General features: G+C 44.5%; 21 protein-coding genes and 1 tRNA gene. 13 read left to right on the top strand and 9 right to left on the bottom strand.

Annotated elements, in window-relative coordinates; translation table 11 throughout:
• Positions 1 to 93: 93 nt before the first annotated feature.
• Complete coding sequence (locus tag MHM99_RS16935) at positions 94 to 2100, bottom strand: arginine N-succinyltransferase (RefSeq protein ID WP_239220212.1); 2007 nt, start codon at positions 2098 to 2100, stop codon at positions 94 to 96.
• A 213-nt stretch (positions 2101 to 2313) separates the two neighbouring features.
• Between MHM99_RS16935 and MHM99_RS16930 the strand changes: the two genes are divergently transcribed.
• Complete coding sequence (locus MHM99_RS16930) at positions 2314 to 2748, top strand: Lrp/AsnC family transcriptional regulator (protein ID WP_014949919.1); 435 nt, start codon at positions 2314 to 2316, stop codon at positions 2746 to 2748.
• Positions 2749 to 2767: 19 nt separating this feature from the next.
• Here MHM99_RS16930 and MHM99_RS16925 read toward each other — a convergent pair whose 3' ends face one another.
• The 4 genes from MHM99_RS16925 to gloB all read right to left on the bottom strand — a co-directional run bounded on the left by MHM99_RS16925 (position 2768) and on the right by gloB (position 6946).
• Entirely contained in the window at positions 2768 to 3193 is a 426-nt protein-coding gene (locus MHM99_RS16925) for a halomucin (protein WP_231513084.1), read from the bottom strand.
• 120 nt (positions 3194 to 3313) lie between these two features.
• Positions 3314 to 4345 carry a hypothetical protein gene (locus MHM99_RS16920; RefSeq protein ID WP_014976870.1) on the bottom strand — a complete coding sequence of 344 codons (1032 nt, stop codon included), beginning with the start codon at positions 4343 to 4345 and terminating at the stop codon, positions 3314 to 3316.
• Positions 4346 to 4425: 80 nt separating this feature from the next.
• Entirely contained in the window at positions 4426 to 6090 is a 1665-nt protein-coding gene (locus MHM99_RS16915; protein ID WP_239220211.1) for a LysM peptidoglycan-binding domain-containing protein, read from the bottom strand.
• A 64-nt stretch (positions 6091 to 6154) separates the two neighbouring features.
• Positions 6155 to 6946: a hydroxyacylglutathione hydrolase gene (gloB, locus tag MHM99_RS16910; protein ID WP_239220210.1), complete on the bottom strand. Its 792-nt coding sequence runs from the start codon at positions 6944 to 6946 to the stop codon at positions 6155 to 6157.
• Between the two features lie 84 nt (positions 6947 to 7030).
• Here gloB and MHM99_RS16905 point away from each other — a divergent pair, with 84 nt between their 5' ends.
• Positions 7031 to 7888, top strand: coding sequence for a methyltransferase domain-containing protein (locus tag MHM99_RS16905; RefSeq protein ID WP_014976867.1), 858 nt, complete (start codon positions 7031 to 7033; stop codon positions 7886 to 7888).
• Between the two features lie 186 nt (positions 7889 to 8074).
• On the opposite strand, the gene MHM99_RS16900 is transcribed toward MHM99_RS16905, so the two are convergent.
• A complete protein-coding gene (locus tag MHM99_RS16900; protein WP_014949914.1) occupies positions 8075 to 8914 on the bottom strand; it encodes a mechanosensitive ion channel domain-containing protein in 840 nt (279 codons plus the stop codon).
• A 343-nt stretch (positions 8915 to 9257) separates the two neighbouring features.
• Positions 9258 to 11285, bottom strand: coding sequence for a methionine--tRNA ligase (gene metG, locus MHM99_RS16895; RefSeq protein WP_239220209.1), 2028 nt, complete (start codon positions 11283 to 11285; stop codon positions 9258 to 9260).
• Positions 11286 to 11393: 108 nt separating this feature from the next.
• On the opposite strand from metG, the gene apbC reads away from it, so the two are divergent.
• From apbC to MHM99_RS16880, 3 genes are all read left to right on the top strand, one after another.
• Positions 11394 to 12500 (top strand): iron-sulfur cluster carrier protein ApbC, encoded by a 1107-nt coding sequence (gene apbC / locus MHM99_RS16890; protein ID WP_239220208.1) that lies wholly within the window; start codon positions 11394 to 11396, stop codon positions 12498 to 12500.
• A gap of 224 nt (positions 12501 to 12724) precedes the next feature.
• Complete coding sequence (gene dcd, locus MHM99_RS16885) at positions 12725 to 13318, top strand: dCTP deaminase (RefSeq protein ID WP_014976864.1); 594 nt, start codon at positions 12725 to 12727, stop codon at positions 13316 to 13318.
• Between the two features lie 124 nt (positions 13319 to 13442).
• Positions 13443 to 14879 carry an SLC13 family permease gene (locus MHM99_RS16880; protein WP_239220207.1) on the top strand — a complete coding sequence of 479 codons (1437 nt, stop codon included), beginning with the start codon at positions 13443 to 13445 and terminating at the stop codon, positions 14877 to 14879.
• On the opposite strand, the gene MHM99_RS16875 is transcribed toward MHM99_RS16880, so the two are convergent.
• On the bottom strand, positions 14866 to 15762 hold the full coding sequence (locus MHM99_RS16875) for an AraC family transcriptional regulator (protein ID WP_239220206.1): 897 nt from the start codon (positions 15760 to 15762) through the stop codon (positions 14866 to 14868). The two genes, MHM99_RS16880 and MHM99_RS16875, sit on opposite strands and share 14 nt — an antisense overlap.
• Before the next feature lie 128 nt (positions 15763 to 15890).
• Between MHM99_RS16875 and MHM99_RS16870 the strand changes: the two genes are divergently transcribed.
• From MHM99_RS16870 to MHM99_RS16860, 3 genes are all read left to right on the top strand, one after another.
• Positions 15891 to 16352 (top strand): YHS domain-containing (seleno)protein, encoded by a 462-nt coding sequence (locus MHM99_RS16870; RefSeq protein WP_239220215.1) that lies wholly within the window; start codon positions 15891 to 15893, stop codon positions 16350 to 16352.
• A gap of 111 nt (positions 16353 to 16463) precedes the next feature.
• Positions 16464 to 16540 (top strand) — tRNA-Pro (locus MHM99_RS16865).
• Positions 16541 to 16699: 159 nt separating this feature from the next.
• Positions 16700 to 18067, top strand: a complete 1368-nt coding sequence (locus MHM99_RS16860; RefSeq protein WP_239220205.1) for a tyrosine-type recombinase/integrase — start codon at positions 16700 to 16702, stop codon at positions 18065 to 18067.
• Positions 18068 to 18099: 32 nt separating this feature from the next.
• Here the strand turns inward: MHM99_RS16860 and MHM99_RS16855 are convergent, their stop codons facing one another.
• Positions 18100 to 19011 (bottom strand): hypothetical protein, encoded by a 912-nt coding sequence (locus MHM99_RS16855; protein ID WP_239220204.1) that lies wholly within the window; start codon positions 19009 to 19011, stop codon positions 18100 to 18102.
• 379 nt (positions 19012 to 19390) lie between these two features.
• On the opposite strand from MHM99_RS16855, the gene MHM99_RS16850 reads away from it, so the two are divergent.
• The 5 genes from MHM99_RS16850 (at position 19391) to MHM99_RS16830 (ending at position 23604) form a co-directional block, all read left to right on the top strand.
• Positions 19391 to 19954: a recombinase family protein gene (locus tag MHM99_RS16850; RefSeq protein ID WP_239220203.1), complete on the top strand. Its 564-nt coding sequence runs from the start codon at positions 19391 to 19393 to the stop codon at positions 19952 to 19954.
• A 1224-nt stretch (positions 19955 to 21178) separates the two neighbouring features.
• Positions 21179 to 21940, top strand: coding sequence for a hypothetical protein (locus MHM99_RS16845; protein ID WP_239220202.1), 762 nt, complete (start codon positions 21179 to 21181; stop codon positions 21938 to 21940).
• Between the two features lie 4 nt (positions 21941 to 21944).
• On the top strand, positions 21945 to 22724 hold the full coding sequence (locus MHM99_RS16840) for a hypothetical protein (RefSeq protein ID WP_239220201.1): 780 nt from the start codon (positions 21945 to 21947) through the stop codon (positions 22722 to 22724).
• Between the two features lie 16 nt (positions 22725 to 22740).
• Positions 22741 to 23205: an RNase H family protein gene (locus tag MHM99_RS16835; RefSeq protein ID WP_239220200.1), complete on the top strand. Its 465-nt coding sequence runs from the start codon at positions 22741 to 22743 to the stop codon at positions 23203 to 23205.
• A gap of 57 nt (positions 23206 to 23262) precedes the next feature.
• A complete protein-coding gene (locus MHM99_RS16830) occupies positions 23263 to 23604 on the top strand; it encodes a hypothetical protein (RefSeq protein ID WP_239220199.1) in 342 nt (113 codons plus the stop codon).
• Positions 23605 to 23701 lie beyond the last annotated feature (97 nt).

The following is a 23701-nucleotide window of genomic DNA, read 5'->3' as shown; positions in this document are numbered from 1 at the left end:
AGGCCCGCATTTGCGGGCTTTCTTTTTAGTTAAGCTCAAAGCGCACACCGAGCTTTCGTCATTGAACAGCGGTTTTTGGATATACGCACGAGGCTAAACATCTGAAAGTAAAATGGTATCTCCCGAGCTAACGTTTAATGCTTGTGCTGTTTTGCGAGAGATAACAGCTATTTCGTCTTGTTCTTCGGTTTCTGCCATCATTGCATAAAAAGGCTGGCTCAACGTGGCGACAAGCGTCATTTTACTCTCGGTGACACGCTTAGTACCTTCGCAAACTTTTATTCTTACTTGCTTTGTTGATTTGACAGTTTTTAGGCTTAAAACTTCAGCTTCCATACTTGGCGCACCATCAAAAATATCGATGTAGTTCGTGAATTTAAACCCTTCTTTTTCAAGCATTGCCATAGCGGGTTGGCCGTCGTTATGTGGTTTACCAATAGCCAACTGAGCCTCTTTGGGTAACATATTTACATACAGCGGAAGTTTAGGCATTAAATCAGCAATAAATTGATTTCCGTTTACGGCGCCATATAAATCCGCTTCAGCGTATGTCATAGGAAAAAAGTGACGTCCGACGGCATTCCAGAAAGGCGAGTCCCCATGCGTATTTACATAGCCTCGTAGATCGGCCATGACCTGCTTTGGAAATACATGCTGATGTAAGCCCATAAAAAGGTAGCGTACTTTTGAAAGTAGTTTTCCGTTGAAGTGTTTTCTGTATTCAGGCAGTAAGTAGAGCGATGCCACTTCCGCGTACCCCTCAAAATGGTGACTTAGGTGCAGTATGTCATGGGTGTAGTGTGCGCCTAGTGATTTATTTCGCTGTGCGACTTTTTCTCGTTTGTAACTATAAAAACTGTCTTCTTTTCCTAATTCACCAAAAATTGCAGATGTACCAATAAGCTTGCCAGTTCGAAGGTCCTCCAATACAAACAAAAGGTAGTCTGGACGCTCTTGACGCATAAGTTTTTGTTCTTCTCTAATGGAACGCTTTAATTTGTTATCAAGCGTTGCTCTATCCGGTGGGAAGGTTGTCATACCTGGCGATGCAGCTTCAGCTAACGCAAGCAAGCCTTCCAAGTCATCACCTTTTGCTAGTCTCACGCGGGTGTCAAAGCTGATGTTATTAGTCGTAGTTTGTTCAGCGCCAATCGTTTTACACTCAAGGTGAATACCCGCGACCATGCAGCGAACGGAGCCTCCTCCCATTTCAATAGTCGGCACTGCGATGGGAAGTAAAGTAAGATCGCTGGGTAGTAAAGCTAGTTGCTCTTCGTTCATTGAACTAAAAGCAGTGTCTGATATAAGTAATAAACGTTTTCCATTGCTATTCAAAAGCTCTAGGCAGTTTCCGGCAAAACTATTCACTTGTTCTTCGCTAATTTCGATGACGTTTTTACCTGTCTCCTTAAGTGTTGAAAGCACCACATTTTTGTCGCTTTCTTCTATCATGCTAGTAGCAACAATGGCAAAATCACTGCCCACACACATCATTACGTTGGTGTGGTAAATCGCCGTACCAGCAGTATCAAAGGCGCTAAAACATATAGGCGTTAAACCAATAGCTTTACACGCCGATATTACAGCTCTCTTATTGGCTCGTTGGGATAGGCAAACATAGGCTAGCGCGTTTACATGGTCGATCACCATAGCCCCTGTACCTTCAACAATATCTCCGTCTTCTTCAAAGAAAGATAAATCTTTAGCTTGCTGTACGATATAGTGTTGCTGCAGATAACTGACAATATCGTCACGACGCTCCGCTCGGCGGTTTTCACAGTACATAGGGTAGGTGACAAGCAAACCGTTGGGATGTGTACTTAACCAATTATTTGGAAATACGGCATCGGGCGTGTTTTCCCCTTCTGTTTCAAACACCTCTACCGTTATGTGGTTCATACGTAAAGTGCGAACCATCTCATCAAATTCCGCACACGCATTCTTTGATATTTCCGCTCTATTTTTTCCCGTCGATACAAGTGGCTTCTGAAAACTATTGTCTTTGGCTGTTTGTTCGTTGGGGCGAAAGGCACAGGGTCGTACCATTAAAACGGAATTTGGTGTAGTTAATCGTGAGTTTCTGATGTGACTGGCTTGCATATAACGTCCTACAGCCCTTAGCTGAAATATTTCCACTGAAAAGAGCGTGTATTTTATTCTCTGGCGAATTCACTTAACCATGCTCAAGGTGTTGCAAGTTGTTATTTAGTTTAAGCATAATATTCAATAGTTTTATCATTATGCGTTTTGCTAATTAGTCTTGGAGAACGAGTTAATGACTCGACGATTTGTTTATCTATTGGGGAAATAGCTATGTATGTAGATTTAGATGCGAAAGATCGCGAGCTCCTCGATATATTGAAGCGCGATGCGCGAACACCTGTAACCGTGCTAGCTGAAGTACTCTCGTTATCGCGAAATACGGTGCAAAAACGAATCGACAGGTTAGTAAATTCGGGGGTGATCGACGGTTTTACTATTCGTGTTAACGAGCAGCTGCAACCAGACAAAATAAAAGCTCTTATGTCAGTCGAGCTTGAAGGGCTTAGTACAACACAGCTTATTAGTAAGCTTAGGCAGGTGAATGGTGTTGAGCGGTTTCATACTACAAACGGAAATTGGGATTTACTTATTGTTATAACCGCCGAAAGTCTCGCGCACTTAGATGGCATTTTAAAAGAAGTGCGCGGCGTTAAAGGCGTGCTTAATAGTGAGACGAGTATTATTCTGTCTACTACTGAAAAATAGTGTGTACGCCTTATCAGTCTTAGCAGCTATTGTCGCCATTTATCCATCGATTTACATCATCACTTAAATTTAAGTCTGTGCCCAAGTTAAACTCACCTTCTCGAACAGATACCTCGCTGCCGTAGGTTGAGTGGGTAACGGTGACGTGTAAAAAAGGATATTGCGGGGTGCTCCCTTCTTTACGACTGGCCGTGAGTTTGTAGCCGTTTTGTATTGTGTACGTGTTTACGACTATATCGCTATGGATTGGCTGATGCAGTGTGGACCAGCATCGGTTTGCATTGTATTCAATGCGCTCAACTATTTTTTCAGGTTCTTGGTTGGTGGAAATAGAAGAGGTCGGCAAGATCACCATACAGCCTGAAGCAAATGCCGCTATACAAATTACTAGTATTGCGTGGTTAAATGAGCGGCTGAACGTTCGGCAGCGTTTAATTTTCATCATAAGTCCCTCTAATCGTTATAATTATATTCATAAGGACTTTATATTAGCTTATTTGTATGAACAATGGCTGAACAGAATACTGGCTAGCGTTCACCTTGACTCAACCGCTTTGCAAATTAATTAAATTTCGGGCTTGCCAGTGGGGATTGCTGATTCTTTTTCGGTGAGATGTGACTTCCAACGCTGCTGTGCAACGTGCGCTTTCACCAGTTCTAAGCATTCGTTTACAACGTTAAGTACTTCTTTATCAAGTGCATCGGCGGTAGGGGTATAGTCGTGCATGCCGACTGAAATGAAATGGTCGATGCGCTCTGCGTCTAAGTCGCTTAACAGATTAACTAGCGATGTGGTCACGATATCGGTGACTGACTCTTCCAACGTATTTTCAATGGTTTTGCCGATAACAGGTAGGTAATGCAGGGAAGAAACTTGTGCATTACTTCTCACCGCTTTACCCACGCTCTTGCGCACGTGCTCCCGTATCACCTCGCCGTGCTCTTCGCTTTGAATTGACTGGCCTAAATGGTTGATAACGCCAGCCATCCATTGGGTAATGACAGGACGGCGGGGGGCCAGTACCTGTGCGTTGATATCGTCTAATAAAGGCGAACCTGCTGAGATGTCTTTTTGCGCATCGCTGAGCACTTTTACAACAATTCGGTCGCTTAACTCTTCGACAAATACATCGTAGTAAAATGCAAAAAAGCGAAAGACCGCGGTTTGATTTAAGTCGATGATTTCGAATTTGTGCAGGCGGTGCAAAATAGAAAATATGCGCAAGAAACGAAATAGGCGGGTAGGTCCAGTAGGGATTAGACCTATGATATCGTACCAATGCAAAAACGGAAAAAAATACCAGCGTAAATGTTCTTTACGCACAATAGCTACAACCCACCGGAAGCAAAATTCGCTGAAGAAAATGGCGATAAACACCAAGTCGACCAACAGAAAGTTGTTGTGAACGGGATCGTAAGCACTAAGAAAAGCGGGAAAATACGTGCCCAATAGACCATAGACAAAGTCGGTGGCGTATAAGGCGTCGAAAATGAGCCATGTTAGGTTCACAAAAAGTATACCTAACATGACTAAATCTAAGATTAACCAAGGCGTTTCATGACTGTTTCGCAAATTTTCTCGGTTAATTCTTAGCATTTCCTTATCCTGTATTCTGACTTAAAGCGTAACGTAAATGCAGTTAGACATGAACAGTATTGAACTTTAAGTATTAAAGGTTAGCTTGATGCGTTTAACCTTGTTACGTCTACATAAAGTTTTAGCTTCTGACCAGGTTGTAAATAGCGCTTGGTATTAAGTGAATTCCACTTGCCTATGTCGCTTACTCTAACATTGAACTTGCTGGCTATACGAGACAACGAATCGCCATTTCTTACTGTGTAGGTCACTTTTTTGGTAACACCGTCTTGCGCTTTACCTTCCTGCCAGATAACTAAGGTTTTGCCAGGGTGAAGCATATCGCCAGGGGCCATACCGTTCCATTTAGCTAACTGTTTAGTGCCTATATTGTACTTACGGGCAATATCCCAAAGCGTATCACCAGATTGTACGGTATGACGTACTTTTTGCTTAGACGTGTTGCCGTTCTGCAAGCTGGCTAGACGCTGTTCCTGAGATAATGTGTAGCTGTCCAGTTCTTGAAGTGCTACTGGTACCATTATCGCTTGACCCACGCGGATCATGGACGAGTCTAGCTCATTCACTTTTTTAAGAACTTTCACGGTGGTGTGATACTGCTTTGCGATTTTACCTAAACTGTCGCCGGGCTTCACCGAGTGGCGCACCCAGTTCAATCGCTCTTTTTGATCAATTTTAGCCAGTGCTTGAGAGAACGCAGCAGCCTTATCAAGGGGCAGTATTAATCTATGTGGTCCTTCTGGTGACGTTGCCCAACGATTGAACCCTGGGTTTAACCCGTGTAGTTCTTTTAAAGACATACCAGCAAGTTCGGCGGCAAACGCTAAATCGACCTGTGAGCCGATATCAACCACTTCGATAACCGCTACATTCTCAACTTCAGGCCACGCATACGCATATTCATCTTTATTTTTTAGAATATCGGCCAGCGCAAGCAATTTAGGCACGTAAGCACGTGTCTCTTTGGGTAAATTTAAGTTCCAAAAGTCGGTAGGTTTACCCGCGCGTTTGTTAGCTTTAATAGCCCTTTGAACGCGGCCTTCGCCACTATTATAGGCGGCAAGTGCGTGCAGCCAATTACCATCGAACATTTCGTTTAGATAGGTTAGATAGTCAAGTGCACCTTGAGTAGACGCAACAACATCTCGACGTCCGTCATACCACCAATTCTGTTGCATACCAAAGCGCTTGCCTGTGCCAGGAATAAACTGCCACATACCAGCCGCTCGGCCATGGGAATAAGCAAAGGGATCGAAAGCACTTTCTACTATTGGTAAAAGCACAAGCTCCATCGGCATGTCGCGCTTTTCAATTTCTTCGGTAATGTAATAAAGAAAAGGCTTGGCACGTTTTACAACGCGAGCCATATATTCTGGGTGCTTCAGGTACCATTTACGCTGTGCGCTAATGCGTTTGTCGTCAGGGATAGGTAAGGCGAAATTCGCGCTTGCACGTTCCCATACGTCAGTAACGACCGCCTGCGTATGCATATCCGGTGTATCGGTAAGCTCTGCGCCTTCTTCTAGCGTATCATCATTGGGGTGAACAACATCAATAACGCCGTCTCTTGCAACTTCACAATCAGAAATGGCTTCTTCGTTGTTATGAATTTCACTGCACGCTTCTAGCGAAGCGGTTTCGTTACTTTCTAATTGTGCATTGTCGTTATTATTATCGGTTAACTGACAACCCGTTAAACCTAGCGCCAATATCAGTGGCGACAGTGGGAAAAACTTCAACTGCATATATGAAGAAACCTCGTGGAGCACTGCAAACCGACCATGTTACGATAATCGGCTTACTTTTGCATCAAAACTCATCTTTCCAGCGGCGAACTGCAGCAAATACCGCTACATCGTCAGCCAGGTTATTTTCGCAATAGGCTTCGGCAGCAGTTTTCACAGAAAGTTCATGAGCCCGTAAAAATGGGTTTATGTTTTTTTGCTCTTTGAGATTACTTGGTAGTGTAGGCTGACCTTGAGCGCGTTTTTCTGCCACCCACTGTGCGTAGTCACACAGCGCTTTATTGTCTGGCTCTACGGCTAAAGCAAACTGGACGTTAGCCTGAGTATACTCATGTGTACAGAACACTTTCGTGGTGTCGGGCAGTCGCTTTAACTTATTCAGTGAATGATGCATTTGCCCTGGCGAACCTTCAAACAATCGTCCGCAACCTGCTGAAAATAACGTGTCGCCGCAAAACAATGCGCCATGCCCGAAGAAAGCAATGTGATCAAGGGTATGACCTGGCACTTCCATTACTTGCAGCGCCATTTTAAAAACAGGTAGCGAGACAGTATCGCCTTGAGAAACAGATTTAGTTATTCCTCTTATGTGATTGCCTCTTGGGCCAATAACTGGCAAATCTGGTACTGCAGATACTAATTTAGCAATACCACCTGTGTGGTCTCTGTGGTGATGAGTGATGAGAACTGCGCTCAGCGTTAAGCCTTTGGCTTTAATAAAGGCCAACACTGGCTCAGCATCACCTGGGTCGACAACAATAGCGCTACTCTCGTTATAAATACACCAAATGTAATTGTCGGTAAAAGCGGGAATAGGATGAATGGCTACGCCTGAAGGAAGTGTTTCTGCCGTCATAAGAGTACCTGCTTGTGTAGGTAGAATTATGCGTTACTATAGGGACTTGTGAAGAGCAGAGCAACCTAAGAGCGCGCAGTGTTAATGAGATCGGCGTTTAAAGCCAAACCGCCACGCTACCCTACAAATTGGAATGATTTCCCCGCCGGAGAGCACATTCGACATGCGGTCAATGCAGTTTGTAGCGATTATGCTGAGCGAATTTTTGGGTATCACTTTGCCAAACTAGGCTCGCTAAGTGCCGATATAAATCTCGATACCAGCCCAATTCGACACCACATCAATCACGTTCCGTTTAATGACCTAGCTAGCGAGCAGCCACACCACAATGAAGCGAAAGAGGGCTTTCCCAATCACAATGCATCGGGTATATCGTTAGGCGGTGATAAACGCGAACCGAAAATAAGTAGAGAAAACACGGTAGTGGGGCAGTCGCACTGCTTACCCTTCGCCGAAAACAGCATTGATGGCTTTCTACTTGCTAATGAATTAGATTTTGCACAAGACCCTCACGAAATATTAAGAGAAGTAGACCGCGTTATTACACAAAACGGTTATGTGATCATAAGTGGCTTTAACCCCTTAAGCCTCGCCGGCATTGCCAAATTTCTACCTGTTAAGCGCGGAAATATCCTACACGATGCACGCTTTTTTACGTCCTATCGCATTAAAGATTGGCTTCAGCTGCTGGGATTTGAAATTGTTGAACAACGTCAAGTGATGTTTTCAACGCTCTTTTTTCAACAAAAATGGAAAGGGGCGGTTAAGCTTCAAGACTATTTAGCATCTTATTTGCCATGGTGCAGTGCGGTGTACGTAATACTCGCGAAAAAGCGGGTTATACCCATGACCGCAATAAAACCCAAACGCAATTTGAAGCCGCGTTTTTCCGCGGTGGGCGCCAGTGTAAGGACTTCTACGATGAATCGCACGCTGCGCTAATATTGTTAATGTGTATGCCATGTGCAAAGAGAGCACGCCACGCTCTTAACTTAGAAGCGGTGACAGGCGCTAACCACCTTCTAAATTTACCAAGATGTTGTACTAAAACGGATGGCTTTCGCTTTTTTACACAAGTTTGAAAGGGGAATAGGAGATAGCATAGACTGCTATCTCCCAACTGAGACGCTAGTCGTCACTCGTTTTATAGAGGTGAACATCTCGCTGTGGATATGGGATGCTAATGCCTTCTTCATCAAAGGCTTTTTTAACTTTTTCCTGCATATCCCAGTAGTAAGGCCACAAGTCATCTGTGGCGACCCACGGTCTAAACATTAAATCGACTGAGTTATCGCCTAATCCGCCTACACAAATTCTTGGTGCAGGGTCGGTCAACGAGCGCTCATCTTCTTCGAACAGGCGCTGCAACACCTTCTTTGCTTTATCGATATCGTCATCATAGCCTATACCAAATGTCATGTCGCAACGGCGTTTATCATATACGCTAACGTTAATTAACGTGGCATTAGATAGGCTGCCATTGGGAATAACAATGCGCTTATTGTCAAAAGTGTTAAGTACAGTATAAAGAATTTGTATCTCTGACACTGAGCCTAAATGACCCTCTGCTTCAATGGTGTCACCCACTTTAAAGGGTTTAAAAATCAGTATTAGCACACCGCCAGCAAAGTTCGCCAGGCTGCCTTGTAATGCAAGACCAATGGCCAAACCTGCTGCACCTACGACGGCAATAAATGAGGTGGTTTCAATGCCTATCATTGAGGCAACTGAAATCAACAGCATTACTTTTAGCACCGCACTGATAAGTCCGCACAGAAACTTATTTAACGTGGGATCCTTTTTACCTAGCCGATGATCTAATAGGTTTACAAAACGATTCACTAACCAGAGACCCACCACCAAAGTAAGAATAGCCAACAACAATTTGGGGGTGTAAGTCATCACCAGTGATATAGCTTTTTCGGTTAATTCCGATAAATCGATATTAGTCCCGAAGAAATCTTCCATAAATACCTCTTTTATTAATTAACCACGTTGATTACGTTAAAAAAAGAGGGTTAGATCGCCTTGAATCAAACCGAACGGAACTGCGCTGTGTTTTGACAAGAATTTTCTAGCCGATTTGCCTTAGGCAGATAAGGTTAGTGAGTGGGTAAGTAATTAGTGAGTGGGGAGTGTAAGATGATAAGGCTTATTAGCATACCAAGTTACGTGCTTGCACTTTGATTCTGGTTATATGATTTTTGCTTTATAAATCTGAGCGCCGCTTTGACCGCCCAATAAAAAAGGTGACATCCCGTCGCTCAATAGCGCTGAATGTCACCTTACTTTTAAGGGGGCGCTTTACAGCTTACTTAACACGCATACCCGGCTTTGCACCTTCGTGCGGCTCAAGAATGTATAGCTCGTCGCCACCAGGGCCCGCGGCTAATACCATACCTTCACTCATGCCAAAACGCATTTTACGAGGGGCGAGGTTCGCTACCATTACCGTATGTTTACCGATTAGGGCTTCAGGCGAGTAGGCCGACTTAATACCTGCAAAAACTTGTTTAGTTTCGCCACCTAAATCTAGCTCTAAACGTAAAAGTTTGTCAGCTTTCTCTACGTGTTCAGCTTTAGCAATACGTGCAATACGTAAATCTACCTTGGCGAACTCATCAAACGAGATAGTGTCGCTAATAGGGTCTTTAGCAAGCGGGCTGTCTGGGTCGATAGCCGGTGCTGCTGGCGCTAGGCTTTCTTTTGAATCTTCAACCATGGCGTCGATTTTCTCCATTTCTACACGCTGCATCATCGGCTTAAATTTGTTGATGGCGTGGCCTTTCAATAGGGTTTGCAGTGAATTCCAGTCGAACTTGTCGTTTAGGAATTCTTCTGCTTTTTCTGCAAGTACTGGCAGTACAGGCTTCAAGTAAATCACCAACAGACGGAACATGTTAATACCTAGCGAGCACACATCGTGTGTGAACTGCTGCTTAGTCTCGTCTTTAATGGTTACCCAAGGTGCATTGTTATCAATGAACTGGTTTGCTTTGTCAGCAAGGGCCATGATTTCGCGCACGGCTTGGTGGTACTTACGCTTCTCGAAAAGTGCAGCAATGCTCTCTGACGCGTTTTGGAACTCTGCAATAAGCTCTGGCTCAATCACGTTCTCGGACAGCTTTCCGTCGAAACGCTTGGTGATAAAGCTTGCACAGCGGCTTGCAATGTTAACCACTTTACCTACTAGGTCTGAATTCACTTTTTGTGCGAAGTCAGTAAAGTTAAGGTCGATGTCGGTAACACCGTCGCCTAACTTAGACGCAAAGTAGTAACGCAGATACTCTGGGTTCAGATGGTCAAGGTAAGTACGGCCTTTAATAAACGTACCGCGCGACTTTGACATTTTCGCGCCGTTCACCGTTACGAAACCGTGAATATTTACGCCAGTAGGCTTACGGTATCCCGCACCTTCTAGCATGGCAGGCCAAAATAGGCAGTGGAAGTAGGTAATATCTTTACCAATAAAGTGATAAAGCTCAGCCTCTGAGTCTGCTTTCCAGAAATCATCAAACTCTAAGTTGTTTTGGTCGCAGAAGTTTTTGAAACTTGCCATGTAGCCAACCGGCGCATCTACCCACACGTAGAAGAATTTGTTCGGCGCACCTGGAATTTCAAAGCCGAAGTAAGGCGCGTCACGGCTGATGTCCCACTGTTGAAGACCTTCAGTAAACCATTCTTGCAGCTTGTTAGCCATTTCTTCCTGCAGGGCACCTGAGCGGATCCACTCTTTTAACATGCCTTCAAATTTTGGCAGGTCAAAGAAGAAGTGCTCAGACTCACGTAGTACTGGTGTAGCACCCGATACAACGCTGCGCGGGTTCTTTACTTCTGTTGGGCTATACGTTGCGCCACATACGTCACAGCTGTCGCCGTTTTGATCTTCTGCGCCACAGCTTGGGCAGGTACCCTTAACGAAACGGTCTGGCAAGAACATTTCTTTTTCAGGGTCGAACAGCTGATTAATGGTGCGTTTGCTGATGTAGCCTGCATTACCTAAACGGGTGTAAATTTCTTCACACAGCGCCTTGTTTTCTGGCGAATGGGTTACATAGTAGTTGTCGTAATCTACGTGAAAATCAACAAGGTCTTGGTGATGTTCAGCACGCGTTCTTGCCACCATTTCTTCTGGTGTAATGCCAAGCTCTTGGGCTTTAAGCATAACCGGCGTACCGTGTGCATCGTCGGCGCAAACACTGTAACATTCGTTTCCGCGAAGGCGCTGAAAACGAGTCCAGATGTCGGTTTGAATGTGTTCTAGCAAATGGCCTAAGTGAATAGAGCCATTTGCGTATGGCAACGCACTGGTTACCAGAATTCGGCGTTTTTCTGACATAATGACGTTATTGATTCTTTGCGTTTCAAAATGGCTGCAAATACTAGCGGAAAACCGCGTTTTTTGCATTACGTAATTCACACAATTCTACTACTAGTAAGGCATTTTATGTTCTTTTCTCGCAAAGCAGAGCCGGCAACTCAAAAAGTTGCTGTAATTTTGGCCAAGTATTTTTCTTTAGATGTTGAAGATACCTTGCCATGGTGTGCTTTTAGCCAGCCAGAAAATGAAGATGCCGGTGTAACAGTTACTTTGCCGTTTTGTATTGCTACACAGCTAGACGCGCTTAAACAACAAGTGCTTAACCAGCTAAAAGGGAAGCTTGGCGATGAGCTGCTTACGTTTAAACAAAACGTAGCGAGTGGAGAAACTGAAGTAGCACCTGTCACCAACATTAAAAACATCATAGCAGTGGCTTCAGGCAAGGGCGGTGTAGGTAAGTCGACAACCAGTATTAATTTAGCGTTTGCGCTTATGCAAGAAGGCGCGAAAGTTGGGATTTTAGATGCCGATATTTATGGGCCGTCTATTCCCATTATGTTGGGCAACCCCGATGCACATCCTGAAAGCGAAGATAATAAGCACATGCAGCCCCTTATGTCACATGGGCTGGTGGCGAACTCAATTGGTTATTTAGTGCCTCAAGAAGATGCGGCGGTATGGCGAGGGCCGATGGCAAGCAGGGCATTAAAGCAGTTATTAGATGAAACCCTATGGCCCGTGCTGGACTACTTGATTGTAGATATGCCACCAGGTACAGGCGATATCCAACTGACGATGGCGCAACAAGTACCGCTGACTGCTTCAGTGGTCGTTACAACGCCGCAGGACTTAGCACTAGCCGACGCTCAAAAAGGCATAAGTATGTTTGAAAAAGTGAACGTACCTGTATTAGGGCTTATTGAAAACATGAGTTATTACCAGTGCGGAGCCTGTGGTACCAAAGACTATGTGTTTTCAAAAGACGGGGGCGAGGCGCTTGCTGAACGCCACGGACTGCCACTTTTAGGTCAGCTACCGCTTGATATCCATATTCGCGAGCATGGCGATGCCGGCACGCCTTTGTTAATTACCTCGCCTGAAAGTGACTTGAGTGAAAGTTATCGCGAGGCTGCTCGCGCCCTGTCTATGCAATTGGCCCTTACTGTTGCGCCACGCAAAGGGGCAGTAAAACACATTAAGGGCAACCCTATTGGCATTGTTGGTAAAGAGTAACTAGCTTGAAATATCTAGGTAACAAATATCAGGAATGCCCGACGGATAGGTAAATTCAGACAGGTGTAGTAAAGGTGAATTATAGTCAGGTTCGATTGCTTAAATTTAAAATTTGATAAAACTATACGAAAATTGAGCAAAAGCAGATAAAACAAGCCTTTGAGCAGTTGAATGCATGCGGCGACATACGCATAATAGCGGCCTAACGAAATGAGGAATACACCATGCGCTTGTGCGACCGCGATATCTACCAACATCTGCAAGATGGAAAAATTAAAATTGACCCTACACCCAGCTACGATCAAATAAGTGGTGTAACGGTAGATATCCGCCTAGGTAATAAATTTCGCGTGTTTGAAGATCACCAAGCGCCGTTTATCGATTTAAGTGGGCCGAAAGCACAGGTTCAAGAAGCGCTCGACCATGTTATGAGCGATGAAATTGAACTAGAAGAGGGTAAAGCCTTCTTTCTACACCCTGGGGAGCTAGCGCTTGCCATTACCCACGAGTCAGTAACCTTGCCCGACAACATCGTAGGTTGGTTAGACGGGCGTTCTTCGCTTGCGCGTTTGGGCTTAATGGTTCACGTGACCGCGCATCGAATAGATCCAGGCTGGTCGGGCAACATCGTTCTTGAGTTTTACAACAGTGGTAAGTTACCGCTAGCGCTTCGCCCTAAAATGAAAATAGGGGCACTTAGCTTTGAGGTGTTATCGGCACCCGCTGAAAAACCGTACAACGCAAGAGTGGACGCTAAATACAAAGGCCAAGCAGGCGCAGTTGCAAGCCGAATCTCGTCAGACGACGAGAGTAAATAAAAGAAACCGTCTTAAAAACACGTTTTTTTCGCAAAAGCGTAGTGCGTTTCCCGCTAATTACTGATAGAAAATATAAGAGCAATAACTAGCACTTATAATAAAGCTATTAGTAACGGGAAGCGCAATGCACACAAACTCTGAACCTTCTTCAGAAACTCTACAACGAAAGCCAACACGCAAAAACAGTATAATTCTATTTGCCTTTATCGCTTCAGTATTATGTGGCTTGGGATTGTGGGCTATTAACCAGCCCAGCGAGATCATTTTTACCGCAGCAATTACGCTATTTGTCGCTGTGCTCTGGGTGACTGAAGCGCTCCCCATTCCCGCTACCTCACTTTTACCCTTCGCGCTATTCCCGCTATTTGGTGTGCTGTCTCACAGCGAAGCTGCCTCTGCTCTCGGAAGCCACGTTATCATTCTATTAATGGCTGCTTTCATGCTTTCAAAAGGGTTGGAGCGCGCTAACTTACACAAGCGTTTCGCCATTTACATGTTGCGTATAACGGGCAGCGGCAGCCCGCTCAAGCTGGTACTGGGCTTCATGTTAACAACTGCAGTGCTCAGTATGTGGATTAGTAACACGGCAACAATCCTAATGATGTTGCCAATGGCTATCGCTATTATCAACGCAGTAGACAATCCGCGATTTGGTGTGGCGCTTATACTTGGTATCGCTTATTCGGCAAGCTTAGGTGGGGTAGGGACACCGATTGGGACGCCACCTAATATTATCTTTATGAGCGTGTATGAAGAGACCCAAGGTATTGAATACAGCTTTATCGACTGGATGAAAACAGGTGTACCAATCGTAATACTAGGCGTACCGATTATGGCCTTATGGTTAGCGCGCGGTATTAAACAAGTGGGGAACATCGATTTACCTGTGCCAAGCACATGGACAAAAGCCGAGAAGCGAGTTCTTGCTATTTTTGGCACTGTCGCTTTAGCTTGGATTTTCAGACCTTTTTGGACTGCTTGGATAGGCATAAGCACGATAAGTGACAGTACTATTGCCGTGGCGGGCGTTGCCGCTATGTTCTTTACCAACAGCGGAAACGATAATGGTGAAGTAGACGAAAAAGGAAACAACGACAAACTGCTTGATTGGAAAACCGCAAACGATATTCCGTGGGGCATGTTGTTATTGTTTGCCGGCGGTATTTGTATAGCCAAAGCATTTATGTCATCGGGCTTAAGTGTTCTTATGGGAACATGGCTAACGGGACTTTCTACGCTTCCTGTTCTTTTATTGGTACTTGGAATTTGCTTGTTCGTTACCTTCTTGACGGAAATTACCTCTAACACGGCAACATCTACACTACTAATGCCAATTCTAGCGGCCGCGGGTATGGCTGTGGGCGTAGATCCTAAGTTGTTGATGATCCCCGCGGCAATTAGCGCAAGTTGCGCTTTTATGCTGCCAGTAGCTACAGCGCCTAACGCCATTGCATACTCAACGGAAAAGTTCGACATAAAAACTATGGCCAGAGAGGGGGTGGTGCTCAACGTGTTAGTTGCACTGGTAGTAACTGGGGTGTGTTACGTTACGCTGGCCTAGCTTGAACGCGCTTTTGTGAAGGAGATACGCCAATCTCTCTTTTAAAGGCCTTTGAAAAAGAAGCTTCCGTTTCGTAACCATATTGGTTTGCAATGGTAATTAATGGCTTGTTGCTTTGGATTATTTCTGTGCAGGCACAACGCAGGCGCCATTGTGTTAGGTATTTAATTGGAGTTACGCCTGCACAGGCTTTGAACTTTGCTGCGTAGTTAGATTTAGACATATTCGCAATACTCGCTAGCATTTCTACGTTCCAATGTTGCTCAGGCGAGTTATGCAGCGCTTGAAGGCTATTGGCTATGGCCGGATGCAGTAGAGCCCCTAAGGTTGATGAGTACTTGCTCATTAAATGCTTCACAATCAAAAGGAATACAACCTCAGCGATTTTGTTTAGCAGAACCGACGAAGTGAAGGTTGAGTCCGACACTTCTAACGACGCGCTGATAAGTAACTGCAGACTTTCATGCAGCACTCTACTTTCTTTTGATGCTTTTTTAATTATCAAAAATTCTGGCAGTTCTTTTGTTATTACTCTCATTAAAGGGTGCTGATACTCGAAGTAACCGCAAAGTAGCACCGGGCCTTCAGCTCCTAGTTTCTCGCTAACAGGAATAGAGCTTGCGCTAACATTTTTGTAAGTGTGAGTTTTTGTAGGGCTTAAAAGGTGTGGGCTATCAACAGGCAGTAAAACCATGTCGCCTTTTTCTAACAGAACTGGGCCGTCGTCGTTACGGTGTAAGTAGCATTGACCGTGAGTTACGGCGTGAAAATTAATAAAGCCGGTGCCAGAAGTGTCAATTTGCCAGTTACCGCAATATTGTCCGTTGTGAAATACATTGGTGGTTATTTGAAGTTTGTCAAAAAGGCTTTCTAAATTTTTCATGGTGTTTTGGACAAGTATTTAAGCGTTTGGAGCATGTTTGTATAAGACCGAAGTACGTACCATATTCTTCGAACTTATACAGAGATAGTGTGAAAACACTCGAAACACCAATGTGGAGAAGAAATAGCATGAGAGCATTCTTAAAAGGTAGTTTATTTGCAATTTCACTAATTGCTAGTGGCGCGGTATTCGCTGGCGTTGATACAGAGACCGACGAAAACGGAATTATTTTAGCCGGGCACGACGCTGTAGCTTATTTTACTGAAGGTAAGCCAGTGCTGGGTAAAGTGACTATAACGGCTGTCCATAACGACGCTATTTACCGATTTTCATCGCAGAAAAATAGAGACATGTTTGTAAGCAACCCAGGCAAATACGCACCAGCGTACGGCGGCTTTTGTGCCTACGGCGCAACGTTTGGTAAGAAATTTGAAATCAACGGCAAAGCGTTTGAAATTGTTGATGGCGTACTTTATGTGAATAAAGACGAAAGTGTATACAAAGCATGGGCCAAGAACATTCCTACTCATATAGATGAGGCGAATGAAGAATGGCCAGAAATCAAAGATGTAAGTGCAGACGACTTGTAATAAGCTTCGTTTTAGATGGGTTTTGATTACCAAATAATCGTTTAGGCGGTTATTTGGTTTTTTTACATTGCAAAGTCGTTGAAATTGAGTAGACTTGTCGGCTCTTTCGGTCGGTGTGTAGCGCAGCCTGGTAGCGCACTGTCATGGGGTGTCAGGGGTCGGAAGTTCGAATCTTCTCACACCGACCAACTCCTTCAACTCCCTTGTATAGCTTGACTTGCAAGGGAGTTATCCCTAAATATATCCACGAATTACCAAACTAAATAACTCAACTGGGTCACTTTTAGGGTCACCTTTTGGGTCACTTTTAGTTTTTATTGTTGTTTATTTGAGCAATGGTTTAAGCGATGGATAAGAAATATCTCAAAAGACAAGATTCAGGCTTGTGGTTGTATCGTCGAAAGACTCCTGTACTACTCAAAGACAAGTACAAGTCGAGCTACATACAACACTCTCTCAATACGCACAGCTATCACGAAGCAATCTTAAAGCGTAACGCGATTAACGCTGAGATTGATATGCAACTAGCACACGTCAAACGAGGTGACTCAGACAAGGCTAAGTTCTTTCACTACTACACACCGTGGAGAAAGGAACGTGTAGAGCGTGAAGGTGAGAAAGTTGAAGGCGCAGACCATCACCCGATGGAAGAAGCTGACCTTGAAATTGTCATTGAGAATCCAGAGGACAAAGCTAATCCAGCAGTTCAGGCTGCTTGGAAGGCTGCTATGTCTGGAGATATTCCTTCAGAGTTTCAACCGACAATCAAAGAGGTTGCAGAAGAATGGTCTCAGTGGGCAGAGGACAAGAAGAACGCTAAGTATGTCTCAGCTATGGCTACATACGTCAAGGCTCTTGTAGTGTTCCTAGGTCGTGACGAGTTACCAGCTAATGTAAGCTCTGGTCAGGCTCAAATGTTCATTGATGGATTACTGAGTTCAGGTAAATCAGCTAACACGGTTACTCACTACAAGTCTAAGCTACAAGAACTCTGGCGATGGGCTTTAAGTCGTGAGAAGGCTCAAGGCGGTAACCCTTGGCTTAACTGTAAGGTTGAAGCAAGCAAGAAGAAAAGTAAGCCTGAACACTACCGTAATTTCACTGATGAAGAACTGGCTCACATTCTCGCTGAGACTGACTTCAATAAGCTTAATACATCGACTTGGGCTTATCCGTATGCCTTGCACATGCTGCCTCGTCTATTGCCTTTCCTTGGCACACGACTCAGTGAACTAGCACTAGCTCAGAAGGAGCAGTTCGTTGATGTGGATGGACGCTTGTTCTTTGAGGTGCGAGAAGGTAAGACAGTTAACGCTCAACGCATTGTGCCTGTATCACCAGCTATTAAGCCTCTTGTGCTTCAGGTCTTAGACAGGGCAGGAGATAGCCCTTGGTTGTTCCCTGAGATCGGTGAGGCTGTAATAGGTGCTGAAGGTGCCGCTAACAGTATCTCGTCGAAGTTCGGTAAGATAACTAAAGGGTTCGCTAAGGTGGAAGGCTACAAGACAGGCTTACACTCGTTTAGAGGTCACTTTGCGACAGCGCTAGAGCAAGTCGGTTGTCCTGAAGACATCGCTACGAAACTAGCAGGTCACAGGCAGTTGTCCTTGACGTACAACTTGTATAGTAAGTATAAGAACAAGGACGAACTGTGGCAGTATGTCGAGAGGATTCACGAGGCTGACTGCTTGAAATGTTTCGAGAGTACGTTTTAGAACTTAAACGTTGAAACAACTGGGTAATTTAGTCATCGCAGTAAGTTATCCAAACGCCTAATCGAATCACTTGTGAAAAACTCAGATAGGTGCTCTACATTTCTTTGCCCGTTATTAAACTGGGACTCGTAACCAGAAAAGTCCTCGCTTCCCCCAACATATAGGAGGCTTGTATTGTCCTTCATGGCGTCGAAGATAGATGGCAAAAACTTGTCTTGAGGTGAGTGCCTAATACCAATCACGAGTACACAATCTGCTTCTGCGGCAGCTTCAATAGAACGTTCTCTTATATCCCGAATAAATGCGTCATTGAAGCTGTTCCGTTTCTGTGCTTCATACGCACTCAAAACTGGGATAAAGGCAGTATCGCCGCACTTACTTGGGTCGGCTATTATCGTACCACAGTTAATTAGGCTTGTTATGTCACTACATACATCACCTCGTTGAAACAAATGAGCACCAGCTGCAAGAAAGTGTGCAGAGCCGTGTGGTTTCAAAATAGTAATTTTTTCAGCATTCTCATTTGCAGAATTGAAATTGTCTTCTTTAAAAGATGTCGCACCCCAATTTATTTCGTAACCTTTTTCCTTGACTGCTATTTCTAAAAGGCTTTCGTAATTGAGCGACAAATAAGTGGCATTGAAGTTCGATAGCTTGTCGATTAACTGCTTATACAGTGAGTCATGTGGAAGCGCTTTATACTGCCTAAAGTAATGACCGATTAAAATTAAACTGTCACAGTACGCTGCTGCATCATCGCCAATGGAAGCTGTCCATTGCTCAAAGTCTTCTGAGCATGTATTTCCCGTGTTTTCTTCAAGCTCAGAAAATAAAGGATAAACGTCACGTAAAGCACCACCTAGCTCTCTGCCCAAAGGTGGACATGTGGCTCTGCTGTGTCCTTTTGATGCGCCAGCCCCGATCATTACTAGTACTTTTTCCATTGCAGTTAAATCCATTTTGTATATCAGTATGCCTTCAAAATACCACAAAAATCTGAGAGGCCAAATCGACAATGATGAAGCCTCAACTCCCCCCCATAGGGTGCCTCTACGCACCACAGGAACACCGCTAAGAGAATCTTCAAGCCAGTCGCAAGCTCATCTTGACCAAACACGAAGACAACGCACAGGCTCTGCTGGTGGCTTTCAGTCGCTAAGTCTTATTCTGCAAATCTGCATAATTAACAAACCTGAAATTTAGGGTCTCTTAGTTGTTTACCAAAGTAAACTTTTTTGAGCTTGCCTATTGACCGTTCACTTACCGTTCATTATCTTATTGGTCACTTAACCTTTAGACTTTATTGAACAGGATGGATTTATCATGACAGGTCAACTTATCGGTTACGCACGAGTATCAACCACAGGCCAGAAGCTGGACGTTCAGTTAGACGCATTGAAGGCGAAAGGCTGCGCTAAGATTTACCAAGAGAAGCGCTCAGGTAAGACAGCAGACCGTCCAGAGCTAGAGAAGATGCTTGATTACGTGCGTGAAGGTGAAGCTATTGTTGTGACCAAGTTAGACCGTTTAGGTCGCTCTGTGGCTGACCTAGCGAACATCTCGAAGTTACTCGATGATAAAGGCGTAGGTCTCATTGTGATTGACCAAGGCATCGACACGACCACACCACACGGTAAGCTAATGTTCCATATGATTGCTGCTGTAGCTGAGTTTGAGTTGTCTCTACGCTACGAAAGACAGATGGAAGGTATCGCTAAGGCGCAAGAGAAAGGCGTTAAGTTTGGGCGTAAGAAGTCTGTAGACCGTGAGAGAGTCCACCAGCTACGAGAGGAAGGCTTGAGCATGGCTAAGATTGCTGAAGAATTAAGCTGTAGTAAGGGAGCGGTGCATAAGATAATCAGTGAGTCCATAAGCCAGAGTAATTAACATAGCGACTTCGATCACTGAAACTTATAGCTCATGTGGTCTGTCACTCCTCTACAAGACATCTTCAGCACTATCATAACGGAGTCTCACGCTTAACTGTTTGAGGCTCCGTAAAGCCTTCTCAGATCGAGTTATCTTACCTAATGCAATCGTATTAGTTGTACTTAGAAAAGCCCGTGGAGAGCCGCTGTCGATCTGTTATGAGACTTTCTACCCTCACTTCTCGCTTATCCGTTGGTTAGACTTAATGACCATTGAATTCCTTTAGATTTATTAGTGTTACCTAATATTGATTCAGACCAGTAAAATCAAGGGATACACGACTCCCTGACCTATGAAAGAAAGTTCTGCTGACTCCCTGACTTAAGAGGAAAGGAAGTGAGTCTAATCGGGATGACTCCCTGACTTAAGCAAGAATAAATTCCAGAGGACATCGTGAAGACAAACACTCGGTCACTAACTTCACGGTGGTGAGCTACGGCTCAGGGGCAAGTGACCAGTCAATCAAACTCAAGACCAACGCTAAGACTAGCTGATACTGGTTTGTAGATGATTGTTTCCACCCTTATCTACCTACATAACGTGGGGGGTAAGGGGGGCAACTCTAAGTCATCAAATCTAAGACCAACACCAGTATCGTTTAGTTAGTCTTAAAGACAATCCGTTACTGGATGTATCAATGATTAATCCAATTAGTTAATGGACTAAAGGCAAGTCTTTAAGACACCCGTAGTCATCCCTTACTCATGTGTATTGATTCATGTGTGTATGGTCTAACTTGATTTGTTTACTCATATCCTTCTAAGCCTATGGACTTGTGCTCTACCTCCAGCACTTGTCCTAGGCATCCTTTCGTTCACTGAATACAACCACAAGAGGGTTCTCAGTAGGTAAGCCCTTTGATACCTACATGCAGCCTGAGAGCCTTCTTGTTCTTGTGTTCATTTGTTTTCACAAAACTTCAACTATAGGAGAAACACTATGACTGACATTAACCATTCACTATCACTCGTTGTCGCGACTGGAGGCTAACGATGAATGCACTAGGTAAACCACACAAAGTTGTGTCTCAGCCTTGCATCAACGTGTACTTAACCAGCAAGAACTTCGAGACCGTCCAGAAGTACCAAGCACGACTTCAAGACACTAGAGGCGTGAAAGTAAGCGCTAGTAGTATCGTGAATGAATGTATCCATAATTACTTAACTGACAAGGTTTAACGCTATGACAACTTCCACATGCAAGGTGTGGGGTTGTTCTCGTCCTATCGATAACGCTAAGTACGGCACGTACTGTAAGCGACACCGTGAAGCTAATCTGCACAACGGTCATCCAACGTTTAAGCCACCAGCACTATCAAAGCGCTATGCCTCTTACAACCAAGAGCTAACTAAAGCTTTTCACGGTGGTAAGCAATGGTACTCAGAGGCTGACTTAACTCACTACGAGAAAGCCTTTGGTGGCCTGCTAGATGAAGCTGAGAAGCTTGAAGCACTATCACCGTATAGGCGACTTGGTGACTTACCAGTTCGCGCTCAGTTGCTGTATCTGCTTAAAGCTTCAGTTGAGGCCGTGGGTAGGCATGTGACCATGAAACAGTGGTTGTGTATCTACCTCGCTGCTTGGTTCAAGAAAGACCTGTTCCCTAACAGAAAGACCTTAGCAATCTTTGTGTGCCGTAAGAGCCTTGTGAGGCTGATTAACATGCCTCAGCACGTCACAAGGACAGGTAAAAAGAGGCGTTATCGACTGAACGCTAACAGAGCCTTGAAGATGCTAGACATTCTTGAGCCAATCTTCGAGTTATCGCATGTGCCAATCAATAACGTTGCTCTCTGGCATAGGTATTACACATACAAGCTGAACCTATCCAACATCCAGAAGCGAGTTATGAGAGAGAAGCACGAGAAGAACCCTTTTCACGCCAAACAACTTAACCGAATTAAAACCATTAAATCCATTGAACGAAAATACTTAGGAGGATAAATCTATGAGCAAACAATCTGACATCATTAGAGAACTTCAAGAACGTCAGAAAGAACTACAAGAACGTCAGAAAGAACTTCAAGACCGTGTTAACGCTGCTGAAGCTATCTGCCAAGACTTACTGAGTCACTTGTATAACAGCGAAGCACAAGGTCGCATTAAGTTCGATGACTACCGTATTAAGTACACACAAGAAGCTATTGAACGTCGAGAAGCTGAAGCAAGAGCTAAACAACTTCGAGACAGCTTCAACACGGCTAAGGCTGATTTCAGAGACATGGCTGAGGCTAACTTCTGGACTCTTGTGTTCCTGAACGACAAGGAGCGACAAGAGAAACTAGATGACATCTGGAGCACTATCACGAGTGGCTTAGTGTTACCTGAAGATACTAAACGCCCTCAACACACTGTGCCTAAACTGACTGTAGACCAGCTTATTAATCGTCGTGCTGAGTTACTCGACTCAATCAACAAAGCTAACGCTACTCAGTACAACGACACCATTGAGCACTGCAACCAGTCTAAAGCTGATTTCGCTTTAAGCATGGAGCGTGAGCGAGACAAGCAGGTTGCTGAAATAAATCGAAAGGATGGACTTTCAGAGTCTGAACGGCAACGGCAAGTTAGTGAGACGCAAGCTTACTTTGAACGTGAGATTAAAAGGCACTTGCTCGAAATGAACAGACAAATCAGTTCAGCAGAGGTTGGCCTTAAACGCCTTGAAGACAACAAAGCAGAACTAGCCAAGGTTCAACAAGCTCTAGCTAAACAGTTAACCCATTAATCGGAGGAATACGGATATGAGTAAACTAACACCACGACTTATCTTTACTGATGGTGCAGCGCCTAACAACCAGAACGGATGTAAACACGGTGGCTTAGGCGTTGTCGTGTTGAATGACCAAGAGGAAGTCTTAGAGACCTACAAGGCACGAGTAGAGCCAGTAGAAGGTAAAGAGACAACCACGAATGTTCGCTGTGAAATGTTAGCAGTCATCAAGGCTCTCGAACTGGCAGAGCCTGAAGACATTATCCACACAGACAACGACATGATTGCTAAGGGCTACAACGAGTGGCTCAAAGGGTGGAAGCTGAAAGGCTGGAAGAATGCCAGTAAGAAGCCTGTAGCCAATCAAGACCTATGGCAACGTATCGACAAGCTGAAGCAAGAGAAGCCTATGGTTGTCGTTAAGTGGGTTCGAGGCCATAGCGGTATCTACGGCAGTGAACTTGCGGATAACTTAGCGACTGAAGCTGCGGCTTAACACTTCCCTTAACCACTCCCTGACTTACGCATAAACACTTATTGGAGGATATTGAATATGAATAAAGAAATCACACTGAAAATCAACGGCACTGAAAAGACTTTCTACTCCACTGAAGACGGTTACTTCTGTCTGAATGAAGTATGGGAAGATTTTGACCTGAAAGCCTCTCAGCATCCGGCTGAATGGTTAGAGGAAGTGGATTACAGACCAGTCGAATTAGGCCATGCCTATGACTTGTCTGAATATGACGCAGGCATTTGGGCTACCAAGAGCTTATTATTGATGTACGCGGGTTGGGTCGATATTGAGTTCTTTATGACAGTAATCAAAACGTTCGCAGAGTTGACTCGTGGTGAGGTGGAGAAAGCCTCTGAACTAGCCTCAATCTGTTCCTAAAGAGACTGTAACTAATTTTGTGTAACTGCCTATCTCAATTTACTCTATAGAGAGTTAAGGATAGGCAGATGAACATGAATAAGAAAGAGCTTGAAGC

This window comes from Alteromonas sp. MmMcT2-2 (genome assembly GCF_022348305.1).
Classification (GTDB): domain Bacteria; phylum Pseudomonadota; class Gammaproteobacteria; order Enterobacterales; family Alteromonadaceae; genus Alteromonas; species Alteromonas macleodii.
Note: the sequence above shows the minus strand (reverse complement) of the source record. Positions and strands in the feature narration are given on the sequence as shown.